The organism is Fictibacillus nanhaiensis, assembly GCF_036213205.1.
In the GTDB taxonomy this organism is placed as follows: Bacteria; Bacillota; Bacilli; order Bacillales; family Fictibacillaceae; genus Fictibacillus; species Fictibacillus nanhaiensis_E.
On record NZ_JARMFC010000005.1, the window covers coordinates 228845 to 253919 of the forward strand.

Sequence of the window (25075 nt, forward strand, 5' to 3'; positions counted from 1 at the left end):
TTTTCTTCCTCATACCATCATCGTTGCCACAGTTACCTTGTTTAAAACCGCCTTACAGAAAAACAACGATCCAATTATTTAATTTTATCATAAAGTGAAAAAAGGTCACTATTTACTGATCGTTTTTGAATATGCTTTATTCCTTTTTTGTCCTAGAATAAAGCCGCAGCAACATACTGAGATGATAGACATTATAGGGTACAAAAAACTTATGAACTGCATACCTTTTGTCTCATCACCCAACGGAAACAAAAGACTATACATAACTACCGTTCCATGTAGTAATGCTCCTACCGCAGCTAATAATTTGTGTATCCACCTAATAGTATAGCGGTTTATAGCACAAAGAAATGCAACAATACCCCACAGGAGAAGAAGATATCCCCAAACATTCAGACCATCTGCTTTAGTTCTCACAAGACTCGTGATCTGTACGATCCCAACCAAGATTGAAAGAAGCCCCGATAAGAGAAACAATCGGTATATGATAGGCATTTGTGATTACCCCCTATTTCATAAGACAGCATTTTGTTGCACGGATCTAAAAGTAAACAAAAAACCGCCCCAACATAATGTTTTGACGGTTTGTACGTTTCTTCTAGTTGTAAATAAGTCAGCTTTATTTCATTAGAGCATCGTACACTTGTACATCTAACTCTTTTGCTTTCTTTTCATTATACGTCTTTTCATACACCGGTTCCTGAACGATCTTCGCACCCCAAAACATACTTTCAAACACTTGATCAATATCCACTTCAATCTTTGCAAGCTTTAACGGTACACCTTCCATTGTTTCTTGAAGTATGTTCGCTTTTCCATTAATTGAATACACGGTTTCAAGCCCTACTACCGTGAGAACCACATGTGGATTATCTTTAATATTTGTTACAATGCGTGAATTGTTCGTCACCGTAAACCGAATCTTCTCTTTTGACAAACTCTTTACCCATGATATCGCGTTAACGGATGGAGCTTTCGTTTCTACATCAACGGTCCCTAAAAGGACAAGTTGTTCGCCTTGCAGGTGTTCAAACAATTCAGGACTTAACGTTGTTGGTATTTCCTGTTTCGCCATATGATCGCCACCTTCGAATGATAGATATGTATGCTATTTATTTTACCATATTTTTCTTAACTTAAAAGTAAAAAAGGAAGCTAAGAATCAGCTTCCTTTACTCTTCGAATGTTCCCTTAATTATAGCTTCCCCGTCTTGTACCATTACTTGCCCCAACGCTATAACTGAATCGATGCTTAGATCTCCATTAAGTAGTACAAGATCAGCATCCAGCCCTTCTTGCAGTCTACCTTTTTGTTTAAGCTTTAAAATGCGCGCAGGATTAGAAGTAATTGTCTGCAATGCCACTTGAAGTGGAACACCTTCTGTTATAACAGCGTCACGTACTTCGCCATAAAGCGAGTTCACTTTACCGATACGCAGGCCAGTAAATTCTCCAAATTCATTAAATGCAGGCAAACTTCCTTGTGCATCTGATGTAAACGTAATTTGCTCAATCGCCACACCGGCATCAAGCATCCTTCTAAGTCCAATAGAGCATTTAACTTCGCCTTCTTCTAAAAATTGTTTCGTCGTACTGGTTGTGAAATCTACAATACCGCCTTTTTTTGCAAACTGAATCCCTGCTTCAAACAAATAAGAATTCCGGTTAATATGCGTCGGATAAAACTGAGAAAGAGGCAGATCAGTCGTTTCCACAACTTCTTCAATTAAAGATAACATCCGTTTGCTATCGCCAAGGTGAATGTTCACAACACCAGCTTTTCCTGAAAGCATACCTGCAACTCTAGCTTGAGATGCAAGTCTTGCTAGTTCATGAGCGTTCGGCTGGCTGGATCGATGGTCAGAAATAGCAATTTCACCTACACCGATAATTTCATCAACCATCATGATGTCTGTTTCAATATTCCCCGTTAACGTTTTAACAGGAACTTGATAGGAACCGGTATGCACAAAGCACGAGATTCCTTCCTCTTTAAGCGCTTTTGCTTTTGCGATTAAAGAAGTCATCGTCCGGGCTATTCCGTCCGTACCAATCACACCAACAATCGTCGTCACACCTGCTTTAGTAACATCAGACAAATAAATCTCTGGAGTTCTTGTTTTATATCCGCCTTCTCCTCCACCGCCAGTAATATGAACATGTGCATCGATAAAGCCCGGCACCACCACTTTACCTGTCGCATCAATAACATGGATATCTAAAGCGGGTACCGGCCAATCCATATTTTCTGAAATGCTGGCGATTTTCCCGGCAGCCAGTAAGATATCCTTTTTACCGAGATAATGAGGCGCGTATACCTCACCGCCTTTAATAAGTGTAAACATGTGAATCATTCCTTTATTCTTTAAAGATTTGTTATTTAAAACCAATCAGTACTGCTGTAACAATTACTATAGAAGCTAAAATAAACAACAATAGCTGAAACTTAATCTGGAACTTGAACCATTTGGACCACTCGATACGTGCTGCACCAAGCGTTCCCATCAATGCCCCGGAAGTAGGTACGATCATGTTAGTAAAGCCGTCACCAAGCTGGAACGCAAGTACTGCCACTTGTCTTGTGACACCTGCAATGTCAGCGAGCGGAGACATTAACGGCATAGTAAGAGCGGCTTGACCTGAACCGGAAACGATAAAGAAGTTGAACACAGCTTGGAATACATACATGATCCATGCCGAAACAGCTACAGGAACATCTGACACTAGACCCCCTGCTGCATTTAGCATTGTGTTTAATACGGAAGGCTCTGCCGGGTTGTCTCCACCAAGCATAATGATAACCCCTTTTGCCATACCAACAATAAGGGCTGCTGGGAGAATATCTCTAGCACCTTGTTTGAATCCATCAGATATACCGTTAACTGTCATATTATTCAATTTGAAGATTACTCCAATTATACCTGCAACTAAACCAATTGTGAAAAATTGAGTTGCAATTTCAGGAATGTAGTATGCTCTTTCAACAACGCCCCATACAATCCAGATTACTCCTGCCAATATTGTTAAAAGAATAAGGATATGTCCTGTTCCAAATTTCGCTTTTATATCCGATTGTTTAAAATCTTCTCGGAAATATGCATCTGACTCATAAGACAGTGAACGTCTAGGATCTTTTCTAATTCTAGAAGCATAGATCCATGTATAAACGATACCCACTAATGTAAAGAATGCCCACATACCAATCCGGAAAGGTGCACCGGATAAAACAGGAACTCCAGCAATCCCTTGCGCAATCGCTACACCAAAGGGGTTCATCCATGATGTGGCAAAACCAATCTGTGTCGCAACATACGTAATCATAACTGCTGTAATCGCATCATAACCAAGAGCAACTACAACCGGTACCAGAATCATTGCAAACGCAATAGCTTCTTCACCCATCCCAAATACGGCTCCACCTAAAGAGAATAACAAGAACATAATTGGAATAATAAGGACTTCTTTTCCTTTTGTACGATCAATCATCTTTAAAATACTATCTTCTATCGCACGCGTTTTCATAATAATTCCAAAAGCGCCACCGATAATCAGAATAAATGCAACAACCCCAACAGCCGATCCCCACTTATCCCCAGTAACTAAACCTTCAAAGATATAGTTCAAGAATCCGGCACCGCCGCCTTCTTCAAACAGACTGACCCCTTGAGTAGCTGGCTCACCGTCTTCCCCTTTTACATACGAAAAGCTGTCAGGAACAAGTACTGTTTTCGTCTGCTCTTCCCCGCCTTGCGTATAGGTCGTTTCTTTCGTTTCAAATTGACCTGCCGGAATGACATACGTTAGAAGCGCCATTAAAGCTACAACAAAAAAAACGATAACAAACGTATCTGGCATCTCAAACCTTCTTTTCTTCTTATCCACTTTACTTCCCCCTTTTCTAAATTCACGTTATACATGTGCAAGAATTATGCCAACATTCAGTTTCTCTTTGTTAAAGGTTTTTAAATATTTTGTTTTATTAATTGGCTCGTTATAAGATAATAGTTTCATAACCAATTAACAACCCAAAAGAGACCATTAAAGAAGGTGTATATGATGGAGATCCAAAAGCAGATCGTTCTTTTAGCAGGCACAAAGGAAACTCGTATTGCATTATCCCGACAACTTCAATCCATATTAGGCGACTATTTTCATATTAGAAGTTATTCTTCTGAAGAGATACTTCCTACACGATTAGAAAATGAAGTCGTAATTCTATCATCTTATCTTATAAAACGTGAGGTAGCTCACTGTTTGAGTGAATCTTGTAGAGTGATTACCGCCAGACGAACTGTTAACTATGAATATCTTGATCAGCTTTTACAACTGCCAAAAGGTACAGATGTTATGTATGTGAACGATTTTCCTCAAACAGTAGAACAGTCCGTACAAACTCTCATACATCTAGGAATAGATCACCTAAATTACCTACCCTATTACCCTGGCATTTCTCACTATCAATTTGCCGATATCGCTGTGACACCCGGCGAGATGCATCTAGTACCGAAAGAGGTTAAGAGAATTATTAATATTGGTGTACGCCTGATTGACATAACTACTATAACAGAGATTTTGAGCGAACTTGGCGTATTAGATGACCGAGCAACAGGCATTTCTGAGCGATTCACAGAAAAAATTATTCAGTTGTCAAAGAAACTTTCCCACGCTAATCAAAAGGCCCTTCAGCTCAACGAACATTTGGACAAAGTATTAAATGGTGTGAATGATGGTATTCTTTCATTCGATCATACGGGAAAAATCACCGTATTCAACGAAGAGCTGAAGAATATATTTCTAATCCACTCAAAGCAAGCTGTAGGAAAACATATCAAACACATTATTAAAGATAATGAGCTCCTGAACTTTCTCACAGATACTTCAAGTGATCAATCAGATCAATTTTTTACGATCAATGATACAAATGTTATGGTTCACCGGTTTGCATTACCGGCTGAAAACACGTTGATTGCAACATTCAAAAACACGAGTACTACAATCTCAATGGAAAAGGCAGCACGATATGAACTTAAACGGAAAGGCTATATCGCAAAGTATTTTTTTAGTGATATCGTCGGTGACTCTGAGTCAGTAGTTCAAACAAAACACATTGCAAAGAAACTTGCTGTAACAGATCTTTCTCTCCTTTTACAAGGCGAGAGCGGGACAGGTAAAGAACTCTTCGCAAGTGCCATACATAACGAATCCGGCAGAAGAAACGGTCCCTTCCTAGCGGTAAACTGTTCTGCCCTTTCTGAGGATCTATTAGAAAGTGAACTATTCGGATACGAAGAAGGTGCATTTACTGGTGCAAAAAAAGGCGGAAAACAAGGTCTCTTTGAACAAGCAGAAGGCGGTACCCTTTTTCTCGATGAAATTGGTGATATTAGTGTAAAACTTCAAACACGACTCTTACGTGTTCTTCAAGAAAAAGAATTAAGACGAGTTGGAGGAACTCGTGTACTCCCTATTAACGTAAGGGTTATCTCTGCAACGAACAAAGACCTGGTATCCGACATAAAGAAAGGTTTGTTCCGAGAAGATCTGTATCATCGTTTGAATGTTCTATACTTAAAAATTCCAGCTCTCCGAGAAAGAAAAGGAGATATACCACTTTTACTGAATCATTTTTTAGCGATTCGTACCTCAAAAAGAATGAAAGTAGAGAATGAAGTCGTTGACCATCTTACAAACCGCTCTTGGACGGGTAATATTAGAGAATTAAAGAACGCTATTGATTATATGCTTGCTGTTTGCGACAGAGAGAAAATTACTGTTAAAGATCTGCCTCAGGAAGTGATGACAATAAAAAGTGATGATAGACCTTTTGAGGCAGAGGCATTCAAGGAAATTTCTGCTACATCGGAGAAACTGCCGCCACTTATCGCACCAAATGAAGAAGCTGCAATTATGAGCTGCATCTATCGCAATTATTGCTGTGGTAAACCATCTAGCAGGAAGGGCTTACTGAGGGATTTGGAGTTACAAGGCGTTAAGCTGTCGGAAGCTCAAATCAGATTGCGCTTAGACCTCTTGGAGAGCAAAGGATCTATCGTGAAAGCAAAAGGACGAAAAGGTACGCGGCTGACAGAGAGCGGACTAAATTATATTAAGAATGAGTTGGAGAAATCATAAAACTTGAGAATCGATCATAAAACCTGAGTATCGCTCATAAAACCTGAGTATCGCTCATAAAAACTGGGAATTGATCATAAAACCTGAGAATCGATCATAAAACCTGAGTATCGCTCATAAAACCTGAGTATCGCTCATAAAAACTGAGAATCGATCATAAAACCTGAGAATCGATCATAAAACCTGAGAATCGCTCGTCCAGCGTGCATAAATACCACTAGACGAGCATAAATCATTGTGTGGGCTCACCTACAGTACATACTCCTAAACAAAAATCCGGCTCCTGCGAACAAAATAAGCAGGAGCCGGCTTCAATTGCTTTAATTTCATTGAAAAAACTTCATCCTAAGATCAAGTCACAAAATCAGGCTTACGTTGCGCTAGAGTCGGACTTTTCAGCTTTACAGGCTCACCTTTTTCCAAACTCAAAAAAGAAGTCGCTTCGTTAAACCAGCTGTCAGGAGCTTTATGTCCCCAAAACGTCTGGCGCCTCGGGTCGTTAATATCCCACTTGATCGGCTTAAAGTCAGGATCACTCGTGAGATAGTCACCATTATATAACTCAATGCGATTTCCATCCGGATCACGAACATATAAAAAGAATGCATTTGATAAGCCGTGACGACCTGGCCCACGTTCGATGTTGTCTGCATAACCCATGCTCGCCATCACATCACAGCAATGAATCAAGCTCATGGGATCAGATAACCAAAATCCTACGTGATGAAGACGAGGACCTTCTCCGTTCATAAAAGCAACATCATGAACGGTCGGTTTCCGGTGAAGCCACGCAGCCCATGTTCGATCATCTTCTGTTGCCGTATATTCCGAAACGCGAAACCCGAGCTCATCTGTATAGAATTGAACAGCAGCTTCAACATCTGACCCCATACAGTTGATGTGATCGATACGCTGAACACGTGCTCCGCGGTACAAATCATACTTTTGGATACACCTTTCAACACTTTCCATCTCCACAAAAAACTCAAGCGGGATGCCTGAAGGGTCCTCCACACATAACGTTTTACCAATACCGACGGAAGGTTCTGCATCTTTCCACAACACTTTGGCGCCCTTTCCTTTAAAAAAGGTTTCAAGCTCATTCAAGTGGCTGTCTTCCCAAACTTTGTAGCTCACGACATGGACACCAGGCTTATCTGCCTTTTTCAAAAGAAGGCTGTGATGGGAGTGTTCCTCCAGTCCGCGTAATGCCATCCACTCTGAAGTAGCGGCAGTTTCAATGAACCCTAGAGCATTTACATAAAAATCACGGGAAGCATGGAGGTCGGTTACGTTCATGACAACACGCGCGATTCGTATAATGTTAAAATCCATGACGACTCCTCCTATACACTACTGTAGTTATGGCTTTTGGAATTCACGCGCTGCAGAAAATCCTTTACCATTGCTTTGTAAGGCTCTTTGTTAAATTGATCATAATAAATGTTCGACATACGCGCCGGATCACCAAAGAAATAGTATTCATAAAGAGCTTGGCGGCCACCAAACGTGCTGATGGAAATGTCCCAAGCTAAGCGGAACAATTGAGTACGCTCGTAGCCATCAATGTTGGCACCTTGTGTATAGCGATGCACGAGTTCACCGATATCGTCTGCATTAAAATCTGCTTCTGTCGGAATCCCCATCAAGCCAGATGCTCCTAGGATTTTCACAATTTCAACAATACGCTGATACATTTTCGGATACCAGTTACGTGCAGCGTTCAAAGGTGCAAAGTCCGGTGTCATGTTTCCGTATTTATCAATAGACGCGTTGTGCTCTGCACGATAAAGGTGTGAACGCATCGTTTCGAGAATCAGCATCACTTCAGATGCTTTCTCTTTAACATGAGGAAACACATCAATACCGATCGATTCCATCATATTTAAGATGACGCCTAGCACAAATTCAGTTTTTACAGTATTCTTCGCAATTACTTGATGTGCCATATGAACGATCGCGTTTGTCTCCACATACGTACGGTTACAGATATCAGAGTTACCACTTACGAAAACGCGCTCCCACGGTACGAGTACGTTATCAAAAACAACGATTGCATCACTCTCTTCAAAGCGAGAGCTTAGCGGATGATCCCATTGGCTTCGTCCCGTATCAAAAGATTCACGACATAAGAACTTTAGACCCTCTGTATTGTTCGGGATAGCAAATGCCATCGCATACGGATCATCTTCAGAAGAAGCCTTGTTCAATGTTGACGGGAATACAACGATTTCATCCGTTACCCCACCGAGCGTTGCTAGCAATCTAGCACCTTTCACTACAATTCCATCTTTATTTTTTTCAACGATGCGAGCAGATAAATAGGGATCTTTTTGCTCAGACTGCTTTTTCGAACGATTGGTCTGTGGATGAATTAATGTATGCGTTAAGCTGATGTCATTTTCTCGGCAATAGTCATAATACTTTCTTGCGTTCTCCGCAAACATCGGATCGTTTTGTGCAAAAAAGTTACCTGACGTACCGAAAGCCATAACACTCGTGTTTAAATAATCTGGCGTACGCCCCATCATTCCGCCTGTGTATCCCGCCCATTCTGAAATCATCTCACGTCGGCGAATGAGATCGTCTACCGTTTTAGGAGCGATAAAGGAAAGACCAACTTTATCTCCTGTCTGTTCAGAGGTATAGAGCATCTTGTCTGCTTTTTCATGCTGGAGGTCATACAGGTTAGCAATGGATCTTACAATGTTTCGAAAAGCTGGATGAGAAGGAACATCTTCCACTTTCTCACCATGAATCCAAACGTTATTCTTAGCCTTTGAAATCCCTTGGATATATTGTTCCCCCGTGCGTGCAGGCAAAGAAATCCCTCCTAATGTTTCGCTTCGGTTTGAAGCGACTGTTTTTTCTTTCCGAACTGCTGAATGTGATGGTCAGCGAGTGCAACATGCACGACCTTCATCTCGGTATAAAACTCAAACGCATAGTGTCCGCCTTCACGACCGATACCGGAATTTTTAGAGCCACCGAAAGGAATACGAAGATCACGAACGTTTTGCGAGTTCACCCATAGCATTCCAGCTTCAACTGCATTCGCGACGCGTAAACCTTTTTTCATATCATTTGTCCATACATAGCCTGCTAAACCATATTTAATATCATTTGCATAATCAATTACTTCTTCTTCCTTTTTGAACGTCATCACAGATAAAACAGGACCGAATATTTCTTCTTGAGCCACAGTCATATCATTTTTCACATTTAATAGTAGCGTCGGAGCTACAAAATTTCCTTTTTTGTGAGATGCAGAGAGTGCTTGACTGTATACTTCTGCCCCTTCGTCTTTTGCAATTTGTAAATATCGTTTCACATTTTCATAGTGTTCCGTATGAATGAGCGGCCCGACTTCTGTCTCTGGATCTGACGGGTCCCCTACGATGATGTTGTCTACCCTTTCTTTCAAACGCGCAACGAACTCATCTTTAATAGACTCTTGAAGAAACAATCGAGAGTTTGCCGTACACCTTTCTCCATTGAAAGAAAAGATTCCCCAAACACAAGCATCAAGAGCACGTTCAAAATCACAATCATCAAATACGATGATCGGTGACTTTCCGCCAAGTTCCATTGAAAAACGCTTCAATGAAGCAGCACCGTTTCTCATAATCTCTGAACCTGTTTTCGTCTCACCTGTAAACGAGATGAGCTGCACGTCTTCATGAGCAACAAGTGATGCTCCGGCTGTCTCACCAAAGCCATGAACAACGTTGAAAACGCCTGCTGGAAGGCCTGCTTCATCCACAAGCTCTGCTAGTTTATTAGCAGTTAATGGCGACCATTCAGCTGGTTTTAGTATGACCGTGTTTCCCGTTGCAAGTGCAGGTGCAATCTTCCATGTCTCGAGCATGAATGGCGCATTCCATGGTGTAATTAATCCTGCAACACCTAAAGGCTTTTGAATCGTATAGTTCATGAACTCATCATCCACATGATAGGCTTCTCCAGACATGCGGTTTTTGACCATCTCTGCATAAAATCTAAAGTTATCCGCTGCACGTCCTACCATCTTTCTTGTTTGAGCAATAGGAAGCCCCGTGTCATAGGACTCTAACAACGCAATCTCTTCTACATCACGATCAATTAGTTCGGCAATCTTATAGATATATTGAAGACGCTTTTCCAGCTTCATCTTTCCCCAAGGGCCTTGTTTAAAGGCTTTCTTTGAAGCAGCTGCAGCTCGATTAATATCCTCGATCGTACCTTCACTAACCGTATTGATCTTTTCATTCGTAAAAGGGTTTACGTTTACAAAAAGTTCTCCTTTGTGTCCCGTTACAAACTGACCATCTATATAGTGGTGAACCAACTCTTTAATTTCCGGTTTCATGACCCTTCCCTCCAGTTGGAACTTTTTCTGTACGACCATCAACGATCGTATTCTCTAAACAGCCTAAGTAATCGATCTCAAGTCTAACCACATCACCTGGGTGAACGTGTGATATTCCTTTTGGTGTGCCCGTCCAGATCACATCATTTGGTTCAAGCGTCATGAAAGATGAAACAAACTCAATAATTTCAGGTATTGAATACATCAAATCCTTCGTGTTCCCCTGCTGTCTCAACTCTCCGTTCACATATGTGCGTAGTTCTAGGTTCGTAACATCTGGGATATCTGTGGCATCAACGTAATAAGGACCCATCGGACCAAACGTGTCATGCCCTTTCGCGCGTACTGGTGGACGATACCAGTTATTCACAAAATCACGGACTGTTACATCATTCGCGATGGTGTAACCGCTTACAAACTCGAGCGCGTTTTCAGCTTTAATATTTCTTCCCTCTTTACCGATGACCACGGCTAGTTCATTTTCATAGTGCATGTATGTTGCACCATCTGGGTAGAAAACTTGACCTTTATGACCAACTAACGATGAATTTGGCTTAATAAAAAGTACGGGTTCAGCTGGTTTTTCTAAACCTAGCTCATCGGCATGATCGGCATAATTTAGCGCTAAACCGATCATTTTATTCGGCTTAAATGGAGGAAGCCATGTTTCGATCTCAGTAATCATAGCTGTTTTCCCTGATGAAAATGTGATTACATCATCTACTACCGTTCCTTTTTGTTCTCTGCCTTCAAAAATTACACGTGCATGCTTCATTTACACTTCACTCCCTATTTTTTCTACTAACCCGTAATCAGCAAGTACGCTTCTAATTTCTTTTTGCAGCGAATCTGCAGGCAAGTCCATAGGCAATCTTAATGTTGGATTGATCTTACCCATCATACCTAATGCGGCTTTTAGTGGAGCAGGGTTGGTATCTTTAAAAAGAACATCATTCAAAGGCATCAAATCATAATGTAGCTTTAGTGCTTCTTCTACATTTCCAGAGTCCCAAGCGTTGTATACCTCTGCTACCTTTGAAGGAAGAACATTAGCTGTTGCAGATATGTATCCCGCGCCACCTATAGCAAGCATCGGATAGCAAAGCAGCTCAATGCCTGAGTACAACAAAAAGTCACGTCCACAGTTTAATAGTACTCGGTTAATGTGCTCAAAATCTTTATTGGATTCTTTAACTCCGATAATGTTCGGACAGTCTTCGTTAAGCCTTGCTAGTGTCTTCACTTCTAGATTCACTGCTGTTCTTCCAGGGATGTTATAAATGATTAGCGGAATATCTACTGAGTCTGCGATGAGTTTAAAATGTTTGTATAGTGCATGCTGAGAGGGCTTGTTGTAGTATGGGACGATTACCATAGCAGCATCTGCTCCCATTTCTTGAGCTAACTTCGTTAAATGAAGAGATTCTTGATGATTGGTCGATCCTGTTCCCGGAACGATAGGCACGCGCTTGTTTACCGCTTTAATCGCTGTTTCCATAACAAGCTCTCGTTCTTTTAATGTTAGCGATGACGGTTCTCCTGTCGTCCCGGTCACGGAAATCCCATGACTTCCAGACTGAATATGCCAGTCAATTAAATTCTTTAGTGTTTCAAGATCCAACGATTCATCATCATGAAAAGGGGTGATGATCGGAGCTATTGATCCTCTTAAAGATTTTTTTACCTCTTCTACTTTCATGCTTTCATCTCCTCAAAATGTATTTGGTTGCGAATCCTCAAGAAAAGCCTTTAGCGTATTCAACTTATGGTTTCTAGTAAATGATTCTATTACTTTTGGATCCTCTCTTTTTTCAATCATTTCTATCAATTGATAATGTTCTGCAACTGAGCGATTCATACGTACAGGTTTCATTGTTGAACCCTGTTTACGAACGGTACCCAGCCTTTCCCAAGTTGTATGAATCTGTTCTAATAGAAATTGATTGGTGCAATATTTGTAAGTGAGTTTGTGAAATTCTTTGTTGTAGTTGGAGAAAAGAGAGTAATCAAGATGTTCAAGTGCATCTTCCATAAGTTTTGTATACGCTCTTAAACCTTCGAGTTTTTCGTGAGGAAAGTGGACAGATGATTCTGCAGTCGCAAAACCTTCTAATACGGCTAAGACGGATAAAGTTTCTAAGTATGCTTGTTCATCGAAGGGGGTAACAATCGCTCCTGAGTATGGTTTAAATGAAATCAGAGAATCCGCTTCAAGCAATCTGATCGCTTCACGAACCGGAATAGCACTCGTTTGAAGCTCTCTAGCCAGTTGGTCAATAACAAGTTTGTGACCAGGCGGATACCTGCCATCTAAAATACGAGAACGGATGACTTGATACGCATACTGCTGTTTGTTTGTTTTGTGCTTAGTCTGTTTAGTCTTCATATTGTTATGTTAATCCCAAATCATATATGATTTCAAGTTAATTATCTGAAAAATCATATATTATTGTCAATTTAGTAACAAAGTATTATCTTTATATTTTTAACGAAATAACTATAGTTAAATAGTCTTGTTACACGCAGTAAAAGTTTACATATGTAGTAAGAATAAGCTATTCTATACATATAGATTGTGTATAAAGGGGTAACAAGCCCATGAATGTGAAAAATGCCATGGAGATTCTAGTAGAAGAAGCATTAAAAAATTATTGGGGACAACTTCAGCTGCCTTGCAAATGTGAGATTTGTAAAGCTGATGTGTTTGCAATTACACTTAACAATTTACCACCCCGCTATGTTTCAAATGAAGATGGTTACGCTTTTGTCAAAGCACAAAACTTTGATGATCAATCAAGAGTTAACATCTTAAACCAGATTGTAAAAGCTACAGGCATTGTAGCTACACGACCATCCCACGAGTTAAAACCATCTCCTACTAGTGAATAGAAGGCAGATGGTTTTTTAATTTAAAACCTAAAACTTTCAGTTGAATATTACAACATGGAGAGTATACTGACTCTTTATTCCTATTTTTCAGAAAAGTTCCTTGCGAGAGCTTTTTTCTTGTGATATATTTGTGACAACCATTCAGTACTGGATTACATCTTAACTTAAGAGTTTGAAAGTGGTTTGGTAATTACAGAGCACAAAAGTGCAAACGTTCTAGGAGGCATTCACATGCAAACAGGTAAAGTAAAATGGTTTAACGCTGAAAAAGGTTTTGGATTCATCGAAGTTGAAGGTGGAGACGACGTATTCGTACACTTCTCTGCAATCCAATCAGAAGGATTTAAATCACTTGACGAAGGTCAAGAAGTAGAATTTGAAATTGTTGACGGAGCTCGCGGACCACAAGCAGCTAACGTAACTAAAAAATAAGTTCAGCCTATATATAAGACCCGGCAATTGCTGCCGGGTTTTTTCTATGTAACGGAAATATGTACAAATAAAAAGGCTCCCACCCCAGGCAGCCTAGTCTTTTAAACCAACTTTTATTTTATACTTTTGGATCTTACCTAATATATCTACCTTATCTTCCTGCGAAAAGATTCCGAGTTTGTGTAGAATTATTGTATACTGCTGTAGTTTAAACAATGAACTCTCTTTATACCACATAACATTCACCTATCTTTCCTTAAGGAAACTTTTTAAACCTTTGTAAATATTATATGCCATCTGCTACATTTATGATAATGATTTGTTCTTTATTTTAATATTGCAACCAAAATGAAAAAGCGCACCATGAGGATACGCTTTTTTTACACTATTTGGTTTGAAGGGTAGAAAGCATTGCCCAAATGGCTTGTTCCCATTTAACAGCGTTCTTATGTTTAGGCAGGTTAACCGTATATTTAACTTTATCTCCGTTATTTAAATCTTGAATCACAATGTATTTTTTATAAGAATCTTTTGATGCTGTAATAAATAATGAAGTCTTTTCAAATGCCGGCCCAGCGGTCTCTTTTCCGCCCACTTCACTTACTTCTCCAACCGCTTTAAGCTCATCGTTCGCCCATTCTTTTAGGTCATCAATCGAAGACTCTTCTGACAACGGTTCTATTCTAACAAATGTTTCAGCAAACTTCGTAGCAAACAATAAATCTTTTCGTGGTTCCTCTGCAGTAAATTCAAAGTCTGGAAGTTTATAAAAGTGATAATTAAGTTCACTCTCTGTTAAAACCGCGTCCTCTTCAATTGAAGCTCCATCTACTATGTATGTTAACTTTTTCGCTGGAGCAGCCTCTGGAGCGCTCTTTTCAGCAATTTTCTCAAGCAACCATTGCCCCTCTTCATTCTTCTTGTAAACGATGTTAACTTTCGCCCCATCTTTTAAACGATTTACGGTATCTCTCACTTCATCTGTGAGACGAAGTACTAGTATTTCACCTGCAGCTTCAACTTCAATAGAATTATTGTCAATGAGACCATTAAACGTACCTTCTTCTTCTATAGAAGTTACTTCTTCATTCACAGGTTCTTCTTTTTCCTCTTCATTCATTTCAGTGGGTGATGTTTCGGCTGTTTTCGGAGCTGGTTCTTCTTTTGGAGCGGTGCTTTTCGGTTCACTGCTACAAGCAGCCAGCAATAGTATGATTGCAAGTATCCAAGCCTTTTTTTTCATTGGTAAACACCTCAAGTTAAAGTTTGTTAGTAATGGATGACTCATTTCTTAAGCTCATTAACCGCTTATTTTATAGGTAATGTTTCACAAATCGAGTACGGATTCTAACACACAAAACAAAATTTAGAAAACGTCTTAAATGCTACAAGAATTCTGACGATATAAAAATAGTACTTATATATTTTAAAACGGAGATGAAGAAATTTGAATCCATCATTTGCCTCAAATTTACAAACGAACAAGCTGGTTACTAAAATGCTGTGGGGTATGTATTTTCTTGGTCTAGCAAGTACCTATGCGAGTACGAAAACCGTAGAAAGTGTCCTATTTTATGGTGTGGCCGGACTAGTTATTCTGTTCTCACTATCGATTTGGACGTACCGAAGATGGGCTCCTTTCGCCGTTCAATATTTTGTTGTTATCGGCTTAACAATTCTAACCGTTATCATGGCAGACACAAACCCGAAGATTTCTACCTATCTTATGACCTATGTATGCTTGGCAGTCATCACGTTGTATCATAACTATCTTTCAATCTTACTATCGGGCATTAGTGGGTTATTGTTAACTAATTTCTTCTTTTTTCAATATAAAGAAACGATGTTTGCGGGACAAGACCCTAAGATCATTATCTCGTTAAACGTTTTCTTAACTGTCATTACCGCAGCTTTAGTGGCACAAGCGAGAATAGGTCAGCGAATGCATGAAAATATTATGATTGCTGAAAAACAATCGGAAAATGATAGAGTGAGATTGGAACAATTGTTGACAAAAGTTAAGGATGCAACAGAAAATCTGCATCACTTTAGTCAATCCGTAAAGAATAACGTTACAAGAACAGGTGAAATTTCGAGCAACATTACTTATGCCTTTACTGAAGTAGCAAAAGGTGTGGAATCTCAGGCTGTCAGTGTAGGTGGTATGAGTCAATCTGTTACAAGTACCAATGATGTTGCAAAAGGCCTTTTTCAGCACTCCAATGATATGAAAAAACTTTCAGAACAAACTGCTACCGTTACAAAAGCTGGTGAAACCCAAGTATTAGAACTCTCGTCAAAGATGAAAGAAGTGAGCGAGCTAATGCAGCAAACAAACACGCTTATGTACGAATTAAATCAGCAAAGTGAATCAATAGAAGGAATTTTAACGACAATTGAAGAAATTTCTTCACAAACGAACCTGCTTGCATTGAATGCGGCAATCGAAGCAGCGCGCGCCGGGGATCAAGGTAGAGGTTTTGCAGTTGTTGCAGACGAGGTCCGCCGCCTTGCTGAGGATTCTCAACATTCTACAAAGCAGATTGGAGCAATCTTAGGAGAAATCCGTAACAAAGCCAAACAAGCCGCTCAATTTGTAGATGGTTCACAAGGTGTGGTCACATCAAGTCTTGAAGCGACAGAGAAAACAGCAGATAATTTTAGTCAAATTTTAGTAAACACTGATCGAGTAGCATCACAGTCTTCTGAAGTACAAGAACTGATTAATCAACTGTATGAATCTACGGGGTATATTGTTGGAGAAATACACTCGGTTTCAGGAATTGCAGAAACATCAAGTGGATCTGTTGAAGAAGTGCTTGCATCTGTAGAAGAGCAACACAGATGTGTAGAAGAAGTGGTTGAAAGTTTCAACAAATTTGAAGCATTAACCTCAGATCTTAATGCACTCGTACAAAAATAAAAATGTTAAAATACCTTTTCGTGTTTGGTGGAAAGGTATTTTATTATGGGAGGGCTTATAAGATGCATAAACACAGGGGTATCTATTGTATCTCTTTAAACGAAGCTGGAGAGCTTCTTGTAATCGAAAAAAAAGGAGGCCCTTATAAAAACCGGTTTGATCTACCTGGAGGCACCCCTATCGATGGTGAATCTGAATACGAAACGGTTATCCGTGAAGTATTAGAAGAGACGGGATATGGAGTGAAGAAAGGAAATAAGCTAGGCGAACGCTGTTACCAACTACCTTGAAATTATAAACAATGGACCCACTCACAACATACAGCTGTATATTTTGAATGTATGCTAGATACTCATTCACAATTGAGTTTAGCAGATATACCCGATCAAGATTCTATAGGAACAAGATGGATACACATTAATGATCTTAGAAGTGATTGGTGCTCTCCTCTCGTTTGGGAAGCAGCTCGATATATATTAACAAAACACATCCCCTCTACTGTTAAAATGTATGAAACATGGAGTGTCTTGCATGTACCTCTATATCCTGTAGAAAATAAAAACAACCGCACAGAGGCGGCTGTTCTTAGTAACAATAAAATGAACTGATTTGGCGTGTATCCATGCCAAAATAGATCCATCTATTCCCGGTCCAGCGGAAACCTGCAACCGATCTACGACCTGCAAATGTAAGCCAAGCCCAGAATCCTGGTCCCCATGTTGGCCAGATGAAGACATATTGGTACAAACAAGGTCTAATCGCTCCAGGATCAACTGCATAAACACCTGGCTGACTTCCACCCCCGCCTCCACCTCCACCTTGCAAGCTATAACCTTGCGATTGAGATGGTGTAAACGTAGGAGGTGCTGATGTTGGTGCCATTCCACCGCCACCGCCTCCTGGAGGCCCACCTGGAGGTCCACCTGGTGGGCCAAATCCTTGCCCTCCGCCTTGACCCGGAAAAGGCGGAAAACTTCTATTCATACTCAATACGTCCAACTCCTATAAATTTGTATTCGGTTCATATTATTCATATCGTGATGAAACGTATAGACAAGTAACCCATAAAAATATAAAAGGATTGCTATATACTGATTTCGGGTATATTACTTGAAACAACTACGATTTTTATGGGAGGATGGAAATGGGACGTATTAAAAAAGGTATTAAAGGAATGGCCGTTGCATTTTTAATAAAACAAGGAAAAAAGAAATTATTGCCTATCATTAAACGAAAGTTAAAAAGTAGATAGTGAATAAAGAGCTCCTTTCTTCTTAAGGAGTTCTTTTTTATCATATAACCTTAATGATCATTGAACTTATCCAATTCACCGCTTCATGTTCATGAACTCTTCTCTTAAAAAACGTACTTCAAACTCAATAAGTGATTCACCCGTTTCTTTCTCAAACAAACGATAAAAATTTTGCTCCTTATTAAGTAATAAGGATTTGATTTTAGTTTGATTACCGTCTTTAACCATTTGATCGATTGCATAGTAGCTCTGTCTGTATGGACGATGAGTAGACTTTCTTCGATTCTCATAAGCCCATTCCTCAACAGAGTGAAGTCTTTTGAAGGGAATGTAGTTAAGCGGTACAAAGACGGGCACCTCTCTCACACTCTGTTTCCCAGCATATTCGGCAATCCCCTCTTCAAACCACCTAGGAAGATGCCGATTATCCAATTTTTTTTCAAACAAGTAACTTATAATCCAATGATGGGTATATTCATGCCCCACCAACTCTAGAAATTTATCAGGATTCTCTTCCATTTCGTTAGAAACAAGCAGATGAATAGTTTCTTGAGCAGGGACGTACAATGCTTGTAAATTCTCATAGGAATGAAGTGGCAAATGTTGCTGAAAGATTAATGGGTTTCGATATAGGATAACCGTAACCGGAAGAGCTTGATGAACATCAATCCATTCATTATGATAAGACTTCATTTTACGAATATGACGAATCGCAGCTGCTGCAAACATCTCATCTTGGGGTTCATAGAAAACCGAAACATTTCCCTCATTTACATTTTTTAAAGATTTTAAAAAGGTTACCCGTTCAAATATTCTTTCTTTTTCAACTAACAATGCTTCCAAATAAAATTCATTTTTTACTCTTGATGATAAGGAATTAGACAAAGAAGTTTCGAGCGCAAAATTGCTAATAGATAAAAGCGCGCTAGAGAATGCTATAACAGCAATAATAATGAAGTTTGGTTGAATTCGTGTTTTACGAAGAGTTGTCCTTCTGCTTATTAAGATCTCTATGAAGCGCATGCTAAATAAGAAAAAGCATACTAAAAGAATGATTACTCCTACCAGTAAACCCTCAATATCATCAAGCAACAAGAACAATCCGTAAACCAGCAAAAGCGAAAAGAAGCTAAGAAAAGTATTTTTCAAAAAGGATATTAGCTTCTTCAATCTCTACACTTCCTTTGTCCAAATATTTTATTGAAGTCGTACTATTATCGATATGCCCTCCATAAAATGATAATGAATCTTAGTTTTACAGGAGGCGCTATGACCGGATACATTGTTGAAGGCAAAAGTGATCAACTGAGAGTACAAAGTGTTCATCCTCACGCCCATTTTGTTATTTTAAATGGTATTTCATTTCGACATAAAGAACGAAGAGCGATTGAAGAAGCATTGATTCTTTGTGATGAGGTTTATGTGTTAACTGATCCAGATGAACCCGGTGATAAAATAGCTTTGAAGATCATGGAAACATATCCTGAGATCAAACGGATTCATATTGATCCTAAAAAAGCTCGGAATGTAAGAGAAAGTCGCTACAAGTATGGTGTTGAGTATTGTTCAAACCAGTATTTAAAAGAAACACTTCCAGGAATCTAATTCCCATTCATAGAGTTCTTTAGTGCTGTTTCATCACCTTCTACCTAGAAAGACTCTTTACAAAGAAATAAAAAAAGCTTGTAGGCAGGTACATCGTCTACAAGCTGAGACTGCATAACATGCAGACTTTATTTCTATTTACTCTCAAAAAATTCAAGTGATTCTTCATCTGGTCCAAAAAAGAAAAAGTATTTTCCATTAGGAAGCTCAGTAATTTCTTTATCTTTCATGACTACGCCTTTTTTCTGCAACAACTCATACTGCTCTTCAATTTGTTTTACAGAAAATGCAATGTGATGAACCTTCCCCTCATTCGTAACTGGCCCTGTATATCCAGCGATCAACTCAACTAGCACTTTTCCGTCTACACCTAAGAATGCTAATTCAACGGGTACACTCGTATGATCGAAGCGATCTAATAGATCTAAGCCGAGTACATCGGTATAAAATTTGATAGAGTTCTCCATGTTAGAAACCATAATTCCTGTGTGTTCAATTCCAGTAATCATTGTTGATTTTCCCCTTTCTTATGTTGAAGCAGATTGTTGTTCAATAAGCGTTTTGCGTATGCCTTCTCCATATTGAAAGAACGGTAAGGAAAGTAAGGAGATGAGCGTAAGAATGCCAAACACATAAAATCCTTGTTCGAATCCAAACGTGCTTAAAAGTAAGCCGCCAATCCAAGGTCCTGCACTGAAGCCGATCGACCGAAAAGACATCGCCCCAAAATATGTACCTCTCATATGCTCAGGTGCTAAATCATCTAAGAGCACGTCACTCATAACAAACACAATTATTTCCCCCACCGTAAGAAACACCATACTAATTACGAGGAAAATCCAATTTGTTGAAAGTCCGAATCCAAGCAAAGCTAGACTAAATGCAAAACTTCCAAATCGAAGTGCATTCATAGGCTGAAATCTTCTTACATAATTAGTGACCGGAAACTGTAAAAGCAGCACAGTTATTGCATTTGTAACCACAAGGTATGCAAAAAGCTTAACACCATTTTCAAATTGTGGTGCGTTCCCTATATATTGCGCTAGTGTTGTATCCATTTGTGACTGTGCCATCATAACAATTGTGTTGCCGATCAGAAAAAAAGCAAGCACTTTATCTCTTGTCAGGACACCAATTGCAGACTTGATTGAGAACTTTCTTTCTTCTCCACCTTTTAACTCAGTTGAGTAGCCTCTCAATGTAAATACAATTAGCATTGCATATAATAAATAGGAGACGGCCGTTATGTAAAAAGTTTGAGTTGAATCAGATGAACCAAGCTGTGTTCCTACAACCGGACCAATCGCAGCACCGACATTAATCGCAAAATAACGAGCATTGAAAACATAAAGCCTGGTTTCCTTTGTCGTTACATCCGCAAGCAATGCTCTTGATATCGGTTCAAACCATGAGCGACAAAGCCCGTTTAACATATTTAATAGAAAAAAATGCCATACTAGATCGGCTATAGCAAACCCCGCAAACACAGCACTCCATGTAAATATCGCAACTGTCATCACAGGCAGTCTTCCTATACGATCAGAAAGATAGCCTCCAAAGAAACCACCGAACGTGCCAGTTAGTGCACTTACTCCTATTATCAATCCAACCATAGCAGGATCGATTCCTTTTTCATTGTACAAGTAAATAGCCAAGAATGGCATAGTCATAAAGAATGCCGCTCGTGTAAATAGTGTTCCTGCAACAATTACGATTACTGCTGGATGCCACTTTTTAAGTAAACCTCTCATCCCGATTCCTTCTCTCATCTATTTCTGTTACCTACTCTATCATTTTTTATTAGGGATAAGAAAAGAAAATTTACATTTTTTGAAACTTTTCTATTTTTCCATCGTCATATATAGGTGTACCCCCCTTCCCGAAAAAAGCCCTCCCCAAATTTAGGGCTTTTTTCATTTTAAACACTTACCCTTTAGTCCGTCAGCGCGACTTTGTCACAAAGTGATAACGTTTATCAAAAAAATCACATATTCGTCCTTTTTTAAATGGACCTTGCTATATTATAGACATCCCTATCAACAACCCCCTTTTTTCATTGTTAAGAACGAAAAAGAGCGCCCAGAAGGAATCCTTCTAAGCGCTCTTTTTTCTGCATTTTAATACTTATTCACATTCGTCTCCATCGCAGAATTCAAATTTCGCATCCCTAATGGCACCTCTTAATGCACGTTCAATGTTAGCTTGTGGATGCAGTCCCTTTAATACTCTCTCACCAATAATTATTGTGGGAACAGCTGTGATGTTCAGATCTTCTGTTGCTTCTTTTAAATATCTTTCTCTTTCTCCTTTAAATTCACGAGATTCCAATGCTTGTTGAAATTGTTTGCCATCGAGACCTACTTCTTCCGCAATCTTACGAAGTACGTCAATCTTTCCGATATCTTTTCCGTTTTGATAAAAAGATTTAAAAACGAGATGTGCATACTCTTTTTCCTTGTTGTTTCTTTTGGCAAACAATAATCCTTCATGTGCATAGAATGTATGCGGTTGAGGTGACACATCTGGCAAAATCATATCAACACCCATTTTCTTTGACAAAGGCTGAACGGACTCCTGCCAAGAACGCTGTAGATAATCTGCATCAGGACGTAATGTTTCTTGTGGATACGGCCTGAGTTCATACGGCATCCACTCAATCTCAACATCTTTATCTTCAGTTGCTTTTAATAAGGGTGTTTCAGCTAAATAACAATACGGACACACAAAATCAGAATATACTTTTATATGAATGGTCATGTTTATATCCCCTTTATTTAAACCTCAGTTTTGCTTTTCAAATGTCTTTTGTGAAGCTTATGATATTTATTAAAAAGTTATAGTTCAAGCAATAAGTCTTAGACTCTACCGCATGCTTCATCATAGGAATTAGAGATAGAACATTCGTTCACAATGCCCAGATTATTACCATCTAAGCCACATTAATTATCTTTCAAAGCTAATGTTCCTACAACAATAAGTATTTGTGTCTTTTCAGAAATTTCCCATCATATCTGATTCTTTGATGAAACAACCTCTGTTCACCTTTTGTATTACATGATATATTTAGAAAGGCTTTATTACTTACATACCATATATTGATTTTCGTACTTATGAATACATACGTTTTTACACTAGTTCCGTATCACTAGCTTTTGAGCAAATGATGCACCATTTTAGGAGGATATACCGTGATTTTAATGGCAGGTATGATCGGTACAGGCAAGTCTACGTATGCTGAATTTTTGAGCGAAGAGCTTGGAAGCTCCATCTTTTATGAAAGCGTCGTTGACAATCCAATTTTACCCGATTATTACAAAAACCCGAAGCGTTGGGCTTTCCCGCTTCAAATTTATTTTTTGAACACACGTTTTAAAACGATTCGAGAAGCTCGTACAAGTCCAGATAACGTTCTTGATCGCAGCCTTTATGAAGATTTAATTTTTGCTGAACTGAATTTCGATTCTGGAAATATGACACAGCTTGAATTTGACACTTATAAAGATCTACTTGAAACGATGATGAACGAGATCGACAAGACACCAAAATTACGTCCTGATTTACTTATCTATTTAGATAGTGATTTTGAAACCGCATTAAGCAGAATTCAACAAAGAGGTCGCTCATATGAGCAAGTTGAGGAGAATCCAGAACTTTTGGCGTATTATAAAACACTTCATGCTAAATACAAAGAATGGATTAAAGCGTACGATAAAACACCTGTATTGATGATCGAAAGTGATCAATATAACATTTTTAATAAAGATGATCAGGAAAAGATCCTTACACTTGTAAAGAATGAGCTGGCACGTCTAAATTCATTGAAACAACCTTCTTTTCTTATGCATGAAAGCCACTAAATCCACAAACACTACTAGGACAAACAAGGTTTAAGGAGTGAACATAAATTGTTTACACTGTTTTTTATTTTGTTATCTGTCCTTGTAGCAGCTGCTGGTCTCTTGTGGACGATGAAAATTGCAAAAAAACAAAAGGTGTATACTGAAGATGAAGTGAACCCTGTTGTCTCAAGACATACAGCATTGTTGAATCCCGTATTTATTGCACTTGCTGGATTCACAATCGTGATTGGACTCATCATCTACATTGCATATTTTGTCTATTAAGAACGCAAAGACCAGAAGACGTTTAGTCTTTTGGTCTTTTTTCTAAATCTTGTGGTTTCTCAGGATTCCAAAAACTCATACTCTCAATAAATCGTCTTGTTTCCTCTTGGCCAAGATCATGAATCATTTTATAGGCTTCTCTTAGTTTCTCATCATACCTGTCGTTGTCTGAGTCGTTTGAATAAGGTACGTAAGGTACGTGCGACCTTACAAAAGTATCATTTGCCGTACTGTCTAACTCACTGAATTTTCTTTCAAGATGCCTGACATCTTCATCAGAAGCAGAGATCTCAAACTGAAAAGTTGATGCAGTTTTGATCGGAAGAATCTCACCGGTTTCAACATTAATATAATAGGGTCTTTTTTCCATTCTTCTCGTCCTCCTTTTTCTTTATTTTCCTCAGCTCATACATTTTTATGTAAAAGTCACCACCATCTTTTCTTCTTAAAATAACTCATGATTACGACAGGCAAAACGAAACAAAGAGTTAAAACGTAAAAATAACCATATCGCCATTTAAGCTCAGGTATGTATTCAAAATTCATTCCATACAGACCTGCTATAAATGTAAGAGGGATGAATACCGCACTAACGAGCGTCAACGTTTTCATAATTCTATTCATGTGATCAGATTTTAAAGACATTTGCAGATCTAAAATACCTTTTAAATTTTCTTTAAAACTGTCAAAAGCTGCTGTTACCCTTGAGAAAGAAGATAATAAATCTTTGAAGTAAAAACCAGACTCTTCATTCGCGTATTCGAAGTCATCATCTCCCATTTTCTGAATGATGCTTTCTTCAGCTTCAACATATTGTCTAAGCTTGTGTAAACGAGTCTTCCAACGATATACATCTCGCCCGATTTCACGTTTCTGTGGATCTATAAATACACTTTTTTCGAGCTCTAAAAACTCATCTGAAAGTTGATCAACAACTTCTAGATAAGAACTCACAATATCCTTCATCAAATAGTACAACATATAGCTAACATGCTTCATGTGCTCTGGATTGTTAGTAAAATCTTTAACAAGTTGTTTCCTAAAAGATATTTCACTTTCACTCATAACAATTAAATATTTTTCACCTATTAAAAGGTTAAGCCTTATTGGTTCAAAATTTTTTGTTCCTAAATAGAAAGTGGAAACAACAGCATGATTTGCATAAACATTAAGTTGTGGATGTTCTGAAAAACTCATAAATGCACTTTTAGCTAACGGATGAAGATCAAGCTGCTGAAATATATCGTCTTTATTCATTTCTTCTGGAGATTGATAAAACATCCATATGGTTTCTTCTTCTTTTGGCATAACAAAGTGTTCAATTCGTACCGTTTGATTCCTAGCCTCTTTATACATTAACATCTCATGAC

The 25075-nt window shown here is 38.8% G+C and carries 26 protein-coding genes; 8 read left to right on the forward strand and 18 right to left on the reverse strand.

Annotated elements, in window-relative coordinates; all coding sequences use genetic code 11:
- Positions 1-108 precede the first annotated feature (108 nt).
- From P4V41_RS05630 to yfcC, 4 genes are all read right to left on the reverse strand, one after another.
- Positions 109-495 (reverse strand): hypothetical protein, encoded by a 387-nt coding sequence (locus P4V41_RS05630; RefSeq protein ID WP_328083814.1) that lies wholly within the window; start codon positions 493-495, stop codon positions 109-111.
- A gap of 124 nt (positions 496-619) precedes the next feature.
- A complete protein-coding gene (locus P4V41_RS05635; protein WP_328083815.1) occupies positions 620-1075 on the reverse strand; it encodes a pyridoxamine 5'-phosphate oxidase family protein in 456 nt (151 codons plus the stop codon).
- A gap of 97 nt (positions 1076-1172) precedes the next feature.
- Positions 1173-2345, reverse strand: coding sequence for a beta-aspartyl-peptidase (gene iadA, locus P4V41_RS05640; RefSeq protein ID WP_328083817.1), 1173 nt, complete (start codon positions 2343-2345; stop codon positions 1173-1175).
- Positions 2346-2376: 31 nt separating this feature from the next.
- Positions 2377-3882 carry a putative basic amino acid antiporter YfcC gene (gene yfcC, locus P4V41_RS05645; RefSeq protein WP_328083818.1) on the reverse strand — a complete coding sequence of 502 codons (1506 nt, stop codon included), beginning with the start codon at positions 3880-3882 and terminating at the stop codon, positions 2377-2379.
- A gap of 171 nt (positions 3883-4053) precedes the next feature.
- Between yfcC and P4V41_RS05650 the strand changes: the two genes are divergently transcribed.
- Positions 4054-6132, forward strand: coding sequence for a sigma 54-interacting transcriptional regulator (locus tag P4V41_RS05650; protein WP_328083819.1), 2079 nt, complete (start codon positions 4054-4056; stop codon positions 6130-6132).
- A 351-nt stretch (positions 6133-6483) separates the two neighbouring features.
- Here the strand turns inward: P4V41_RS05650 and hpaD are convergent, their stop codons facing one another.
- Genes hpaD through P4V41_RS05680 form a run of 6 tightly spaced genes read right to left on the reverse strand, consistent with a single transcriptional unit; the run spans position 6484 to position 12866 of the window.
- The gene (hpaD, locus tag P4V41_RS05655) at positions 6484-7467 is read right to left on the reverse strand and encodes a 3,4-dihydroxyphenylacetate 2,3-dioxygenase (protein WP_328083821.1); all 984 of its coding nucleotides are present in this window, start codon (positions 7465-7467) and stop codon (positions 6484-6486) included.
- An 11-nt stretch (positions 7468-7478) separates the two neighbouring features.
- Positions 7479-8954, reverse strand: coding sequence for a 4-hydroxyphenylacetate 3-monooxygenase, oxygenase component (hpaB, locus tag P4V41_RS05660; protein ID WP_328083822.1), 1476 nt, complete (start codon positions 8952-8954; stop codon positions 7479-7481).
- Positions 8955-8965: 11 nt separating this feature from the next.
- Positions 8966-10480 (reverse strand): 5-carboxymethyl-2-hydroxymuconate semialdehyde dehydrogenase, encoded by a 1515-nt coding sequence (hpaE, locus tag P4V41_RS05665; RefSeq protein WP_328083823.1) that lies wholly within the window; start codon positions 10478-10480, stop codon positions 8966-8968.
- Positions 10464-11255: a fumarylacetoacetate hydrolase family protein gene (locus P4V41_RS05670; RefSeq protein ID WP_328083824.1), complete on the reverse strand. Its 792-nt coding sequence runs from the start codon at positions 11253-11255 to the stop codon at positions 10464-10466. The genes hpaE and P4V41_RS05670 overlap by 17 nt, the downstream gene beginning before the upstream one ends.
- Complete coding sequence (gene hpaI / locus P4V41_RS05675) at positions 11256-12179, reverse strand: 2,4-dihydroxyhept-2-ene-1,7-dioic acid aldolase (RefSeq protein WP_328083825.1); 924 nt, start codon at positions 12177-12179, stop codon at positions 11256-11258.
- Between the two features lie 12 nt (positions 12180-12191).
- Positions 12192-12866, reverse strand: a complete 675-nt coding sequence (locus P4V41_RS05680; RefSeq protein ID WP_328083826.1) for a GntR family transcriptional regulator — start codon at positions 12864-12866, stop codon at positions 12192-12194.
- A gap of 212 nt (positions 12867-13078) precedes the next feature.
- Here P4V41_RS05680 and P4V41_RS05685 point away from each other — a divergent pair, with 212 nt between their 5' ends.
- Entirely contained in the window at positions 13079-13369 is a 291-nt protein-coding gene (locus tag P4V41_RS05685) for a late competence development ComFB family protein (protein ID WP_328083827.1), read from the forward strand.
- A 231-nt stretch (positions 13370-13600) separates the two neighbouring features.
- On the forward strand, positions 13601-13801 hold the full coding sequence (gene cspD / locus P4V41_RS05690; RefSeq protein WP_066237152.1) for a cold-shock protein CspD: 201 nt from the start codon (positions 13601-13603) through the stop codon (positions 13799-13801).
- A gap of 385 nt (positions 13802-14186) precedes the next feature.
- On the opposite strand, the gene P4V41_RS05695 is transcribed toward cspD, so the two are convergent.
- Positions 14187-15044 carry a hypothetical protein gene (locus P4V41_RS05695; protein WP_328083831.1) on the reverse strand — a complete coding sequence of 286 codons (858 nt, stop codon included), beginning with the start codon at positions 15042-15044 and terminating at the stop codon, positions 14187-14189.
- 204 nt (positions 15045-15248) lie between these two features.
- Here P4V41_RS05695 and P4V41_RS05700 point away from each other — a divergent pair, with 204 nt between their 5' ends.
- Positions 15249-16724: a methyl-accepting chemotaxis protein gene (locus P4V41_RS05700; protein ID WP_328083833.1), complete on the forward strand. Its 1476-nt coding sequence runs from the start codon at positions 15249-15251 to the stop codon at positions 16722-16724.
- Between the two features lie 62 nt (positions 16725-16786).
- Positions 16787-17014 carry an NUDIX domain-containing protein gene (locus P4V41_RS05705; RefSeq protein WP_328083834.1) on the forward strand — a complete coding sequence of 76 codons (228 nt, stop codon included), beginning with the start codon at positions 16787-16789 and terminating at the stop codon, positions 17012-17014.
- 295 nt (positions 17015-17309) lie between these two features.
- On the opposite strand, the gene P4V41_RS05710 is transcribed toward P4V41_RS05705, so the two are convergent.
- Both P4V41_RS05710 and P4V41_RS05715 read right to left on the reverse strand, forming a co-directional pair.
- Entirely contained in the window at positions 17310-17708 is a 399-nt protein-coding gene (locus P4V41_RS05710; RefSeq protein ID WP_328084034.1) for a hypothetical protein, read from the reverse strand.
- Between the two features lie 343 nt (positions 17709-18051).
- A complete protein-coding gene (locus tag P4V41_RS05715) occupies positions 18052-19146 on the reverse strand; it encodes a hypothetical protein (protein ID WP_328083835.1) in 1095 nt (364 codons plus the stop codon).
- A gap of 99 nt (positions 19147-19245) precedes the next feature.
- On the opposite strand from P4V41_RS05715, the gene P4V41_RS05720 reads away from it, so the two are divergent.
- Positions 19246-19581: a toprim domain-containing protein gene (locus tag P4V41_RS05720; protein ID WP_066392849.1), complete on the forward strand. Its 336-nt coding sequence runs from the start codon at positions 19246-19248 to the stop codon at positions 19579-19581.
- A gap of 134 nt (positions 19582-19715) precedes the next feature.
- Here P4V41_RS05720 and P4V41_RS05725 read toward each other — a convergent pair whose 3' ends face one another.
- The 3 genes from P4V41_RS05725 to P4V41_RS05735 all read right to left on the reverse strand — a co-directional run bounded on the left by P4V41_RS05725 (position 19716) and on the right by P4V41_RS05735 (position 22338).
- Positions 19716-20090, reverse strand: a complete 375-nt coding sequence (locus tag P4V41_RS05725; protein WP_328083836.1) for a VOC family protein — start codon at positions 20088-20090, stop codon at positions 19716-19718.
- 18 nt (positions 20091-20108) lie between these two features.
- Positions 20109-21332: an MFS transporter gene (locus tag P4V41_RS05730; RefSeq protein ID WP_328083837.1), complete on the reverse strand. Its 1224-nt coding sequence runs from the start codon at positions 21330-21332 to the stop codon at positions 20109-20111.
- Positions 21333-21705: 373 nt separating this feature from the next.
- On the reverse strand, positions 21706-22338 hold the full coding sequence (locus P4V41_RS05735) for a DsbA family oxidoreductase (protein ID WP_328083838.1): 633 nt from the start codon (positions 22336-22338) through the stop codon (positions 21706-21708).
- Positions 22339-22778: 440 nt separating this feature from the next.
- On the opposite strand from P4V41_RS05735, the gene P4V41_RS05740 reads away from it, so the two are divergent.
- A complete protein-coding gene (locus P4V41_RS05740) occupies positions 22779-23438 on the forward strand; it encodes a deoxynucleoside kinase (protein ID WP_328084035.1) in 660 nt (219 codons plus the stop codon).
- Between the two features lie 48 nt (positions 23439-23486).
- Positions 23487-23705 carry a hypothetical protein gene (locus P4V41_RS05745; RefSeq protein ID WP_328083840.1) on the forward strand — a complete coding sequence of 73 codons (219 nt, stop codon included), beginning with the start codon at positions 23487-23489 and terminating at the stop codon, positions 23703-23705.
- A 22-nt stretch (positions 23706-23727) separates the two neighbouring features.
- Here P4V41_RS05745 and P4V41_RS05750 read toward each other — a convergent pair whose 3' ends face one another.
- Together P4V41_RS05750 and P4V41_RS05755 are read right to left on the reverse strand one after the other, a co-directional pair.
- Entirely contained in the window at positions 23728-24075 is a 348-nt protein-coding gene (locus P4V41_RS05750; RefSeq protein WP_328083842.1) for a hydrolase, read from the reverse strand.
- Between the two features lie 56 nt (positions 24076-24131).
- Positions 24132-25067, reverse strand: a complete 936-nt coding sequence (locus P4V41_RS05755) for a magnesium transporter CorA family protein (RefSeq protein WP_328083843.1) — start codon at positions 25065-25067, stop codon at positions 24132-24134.
- Between the last annotated feature and the right edge of the window lie 8 nt (positions 25068-25075).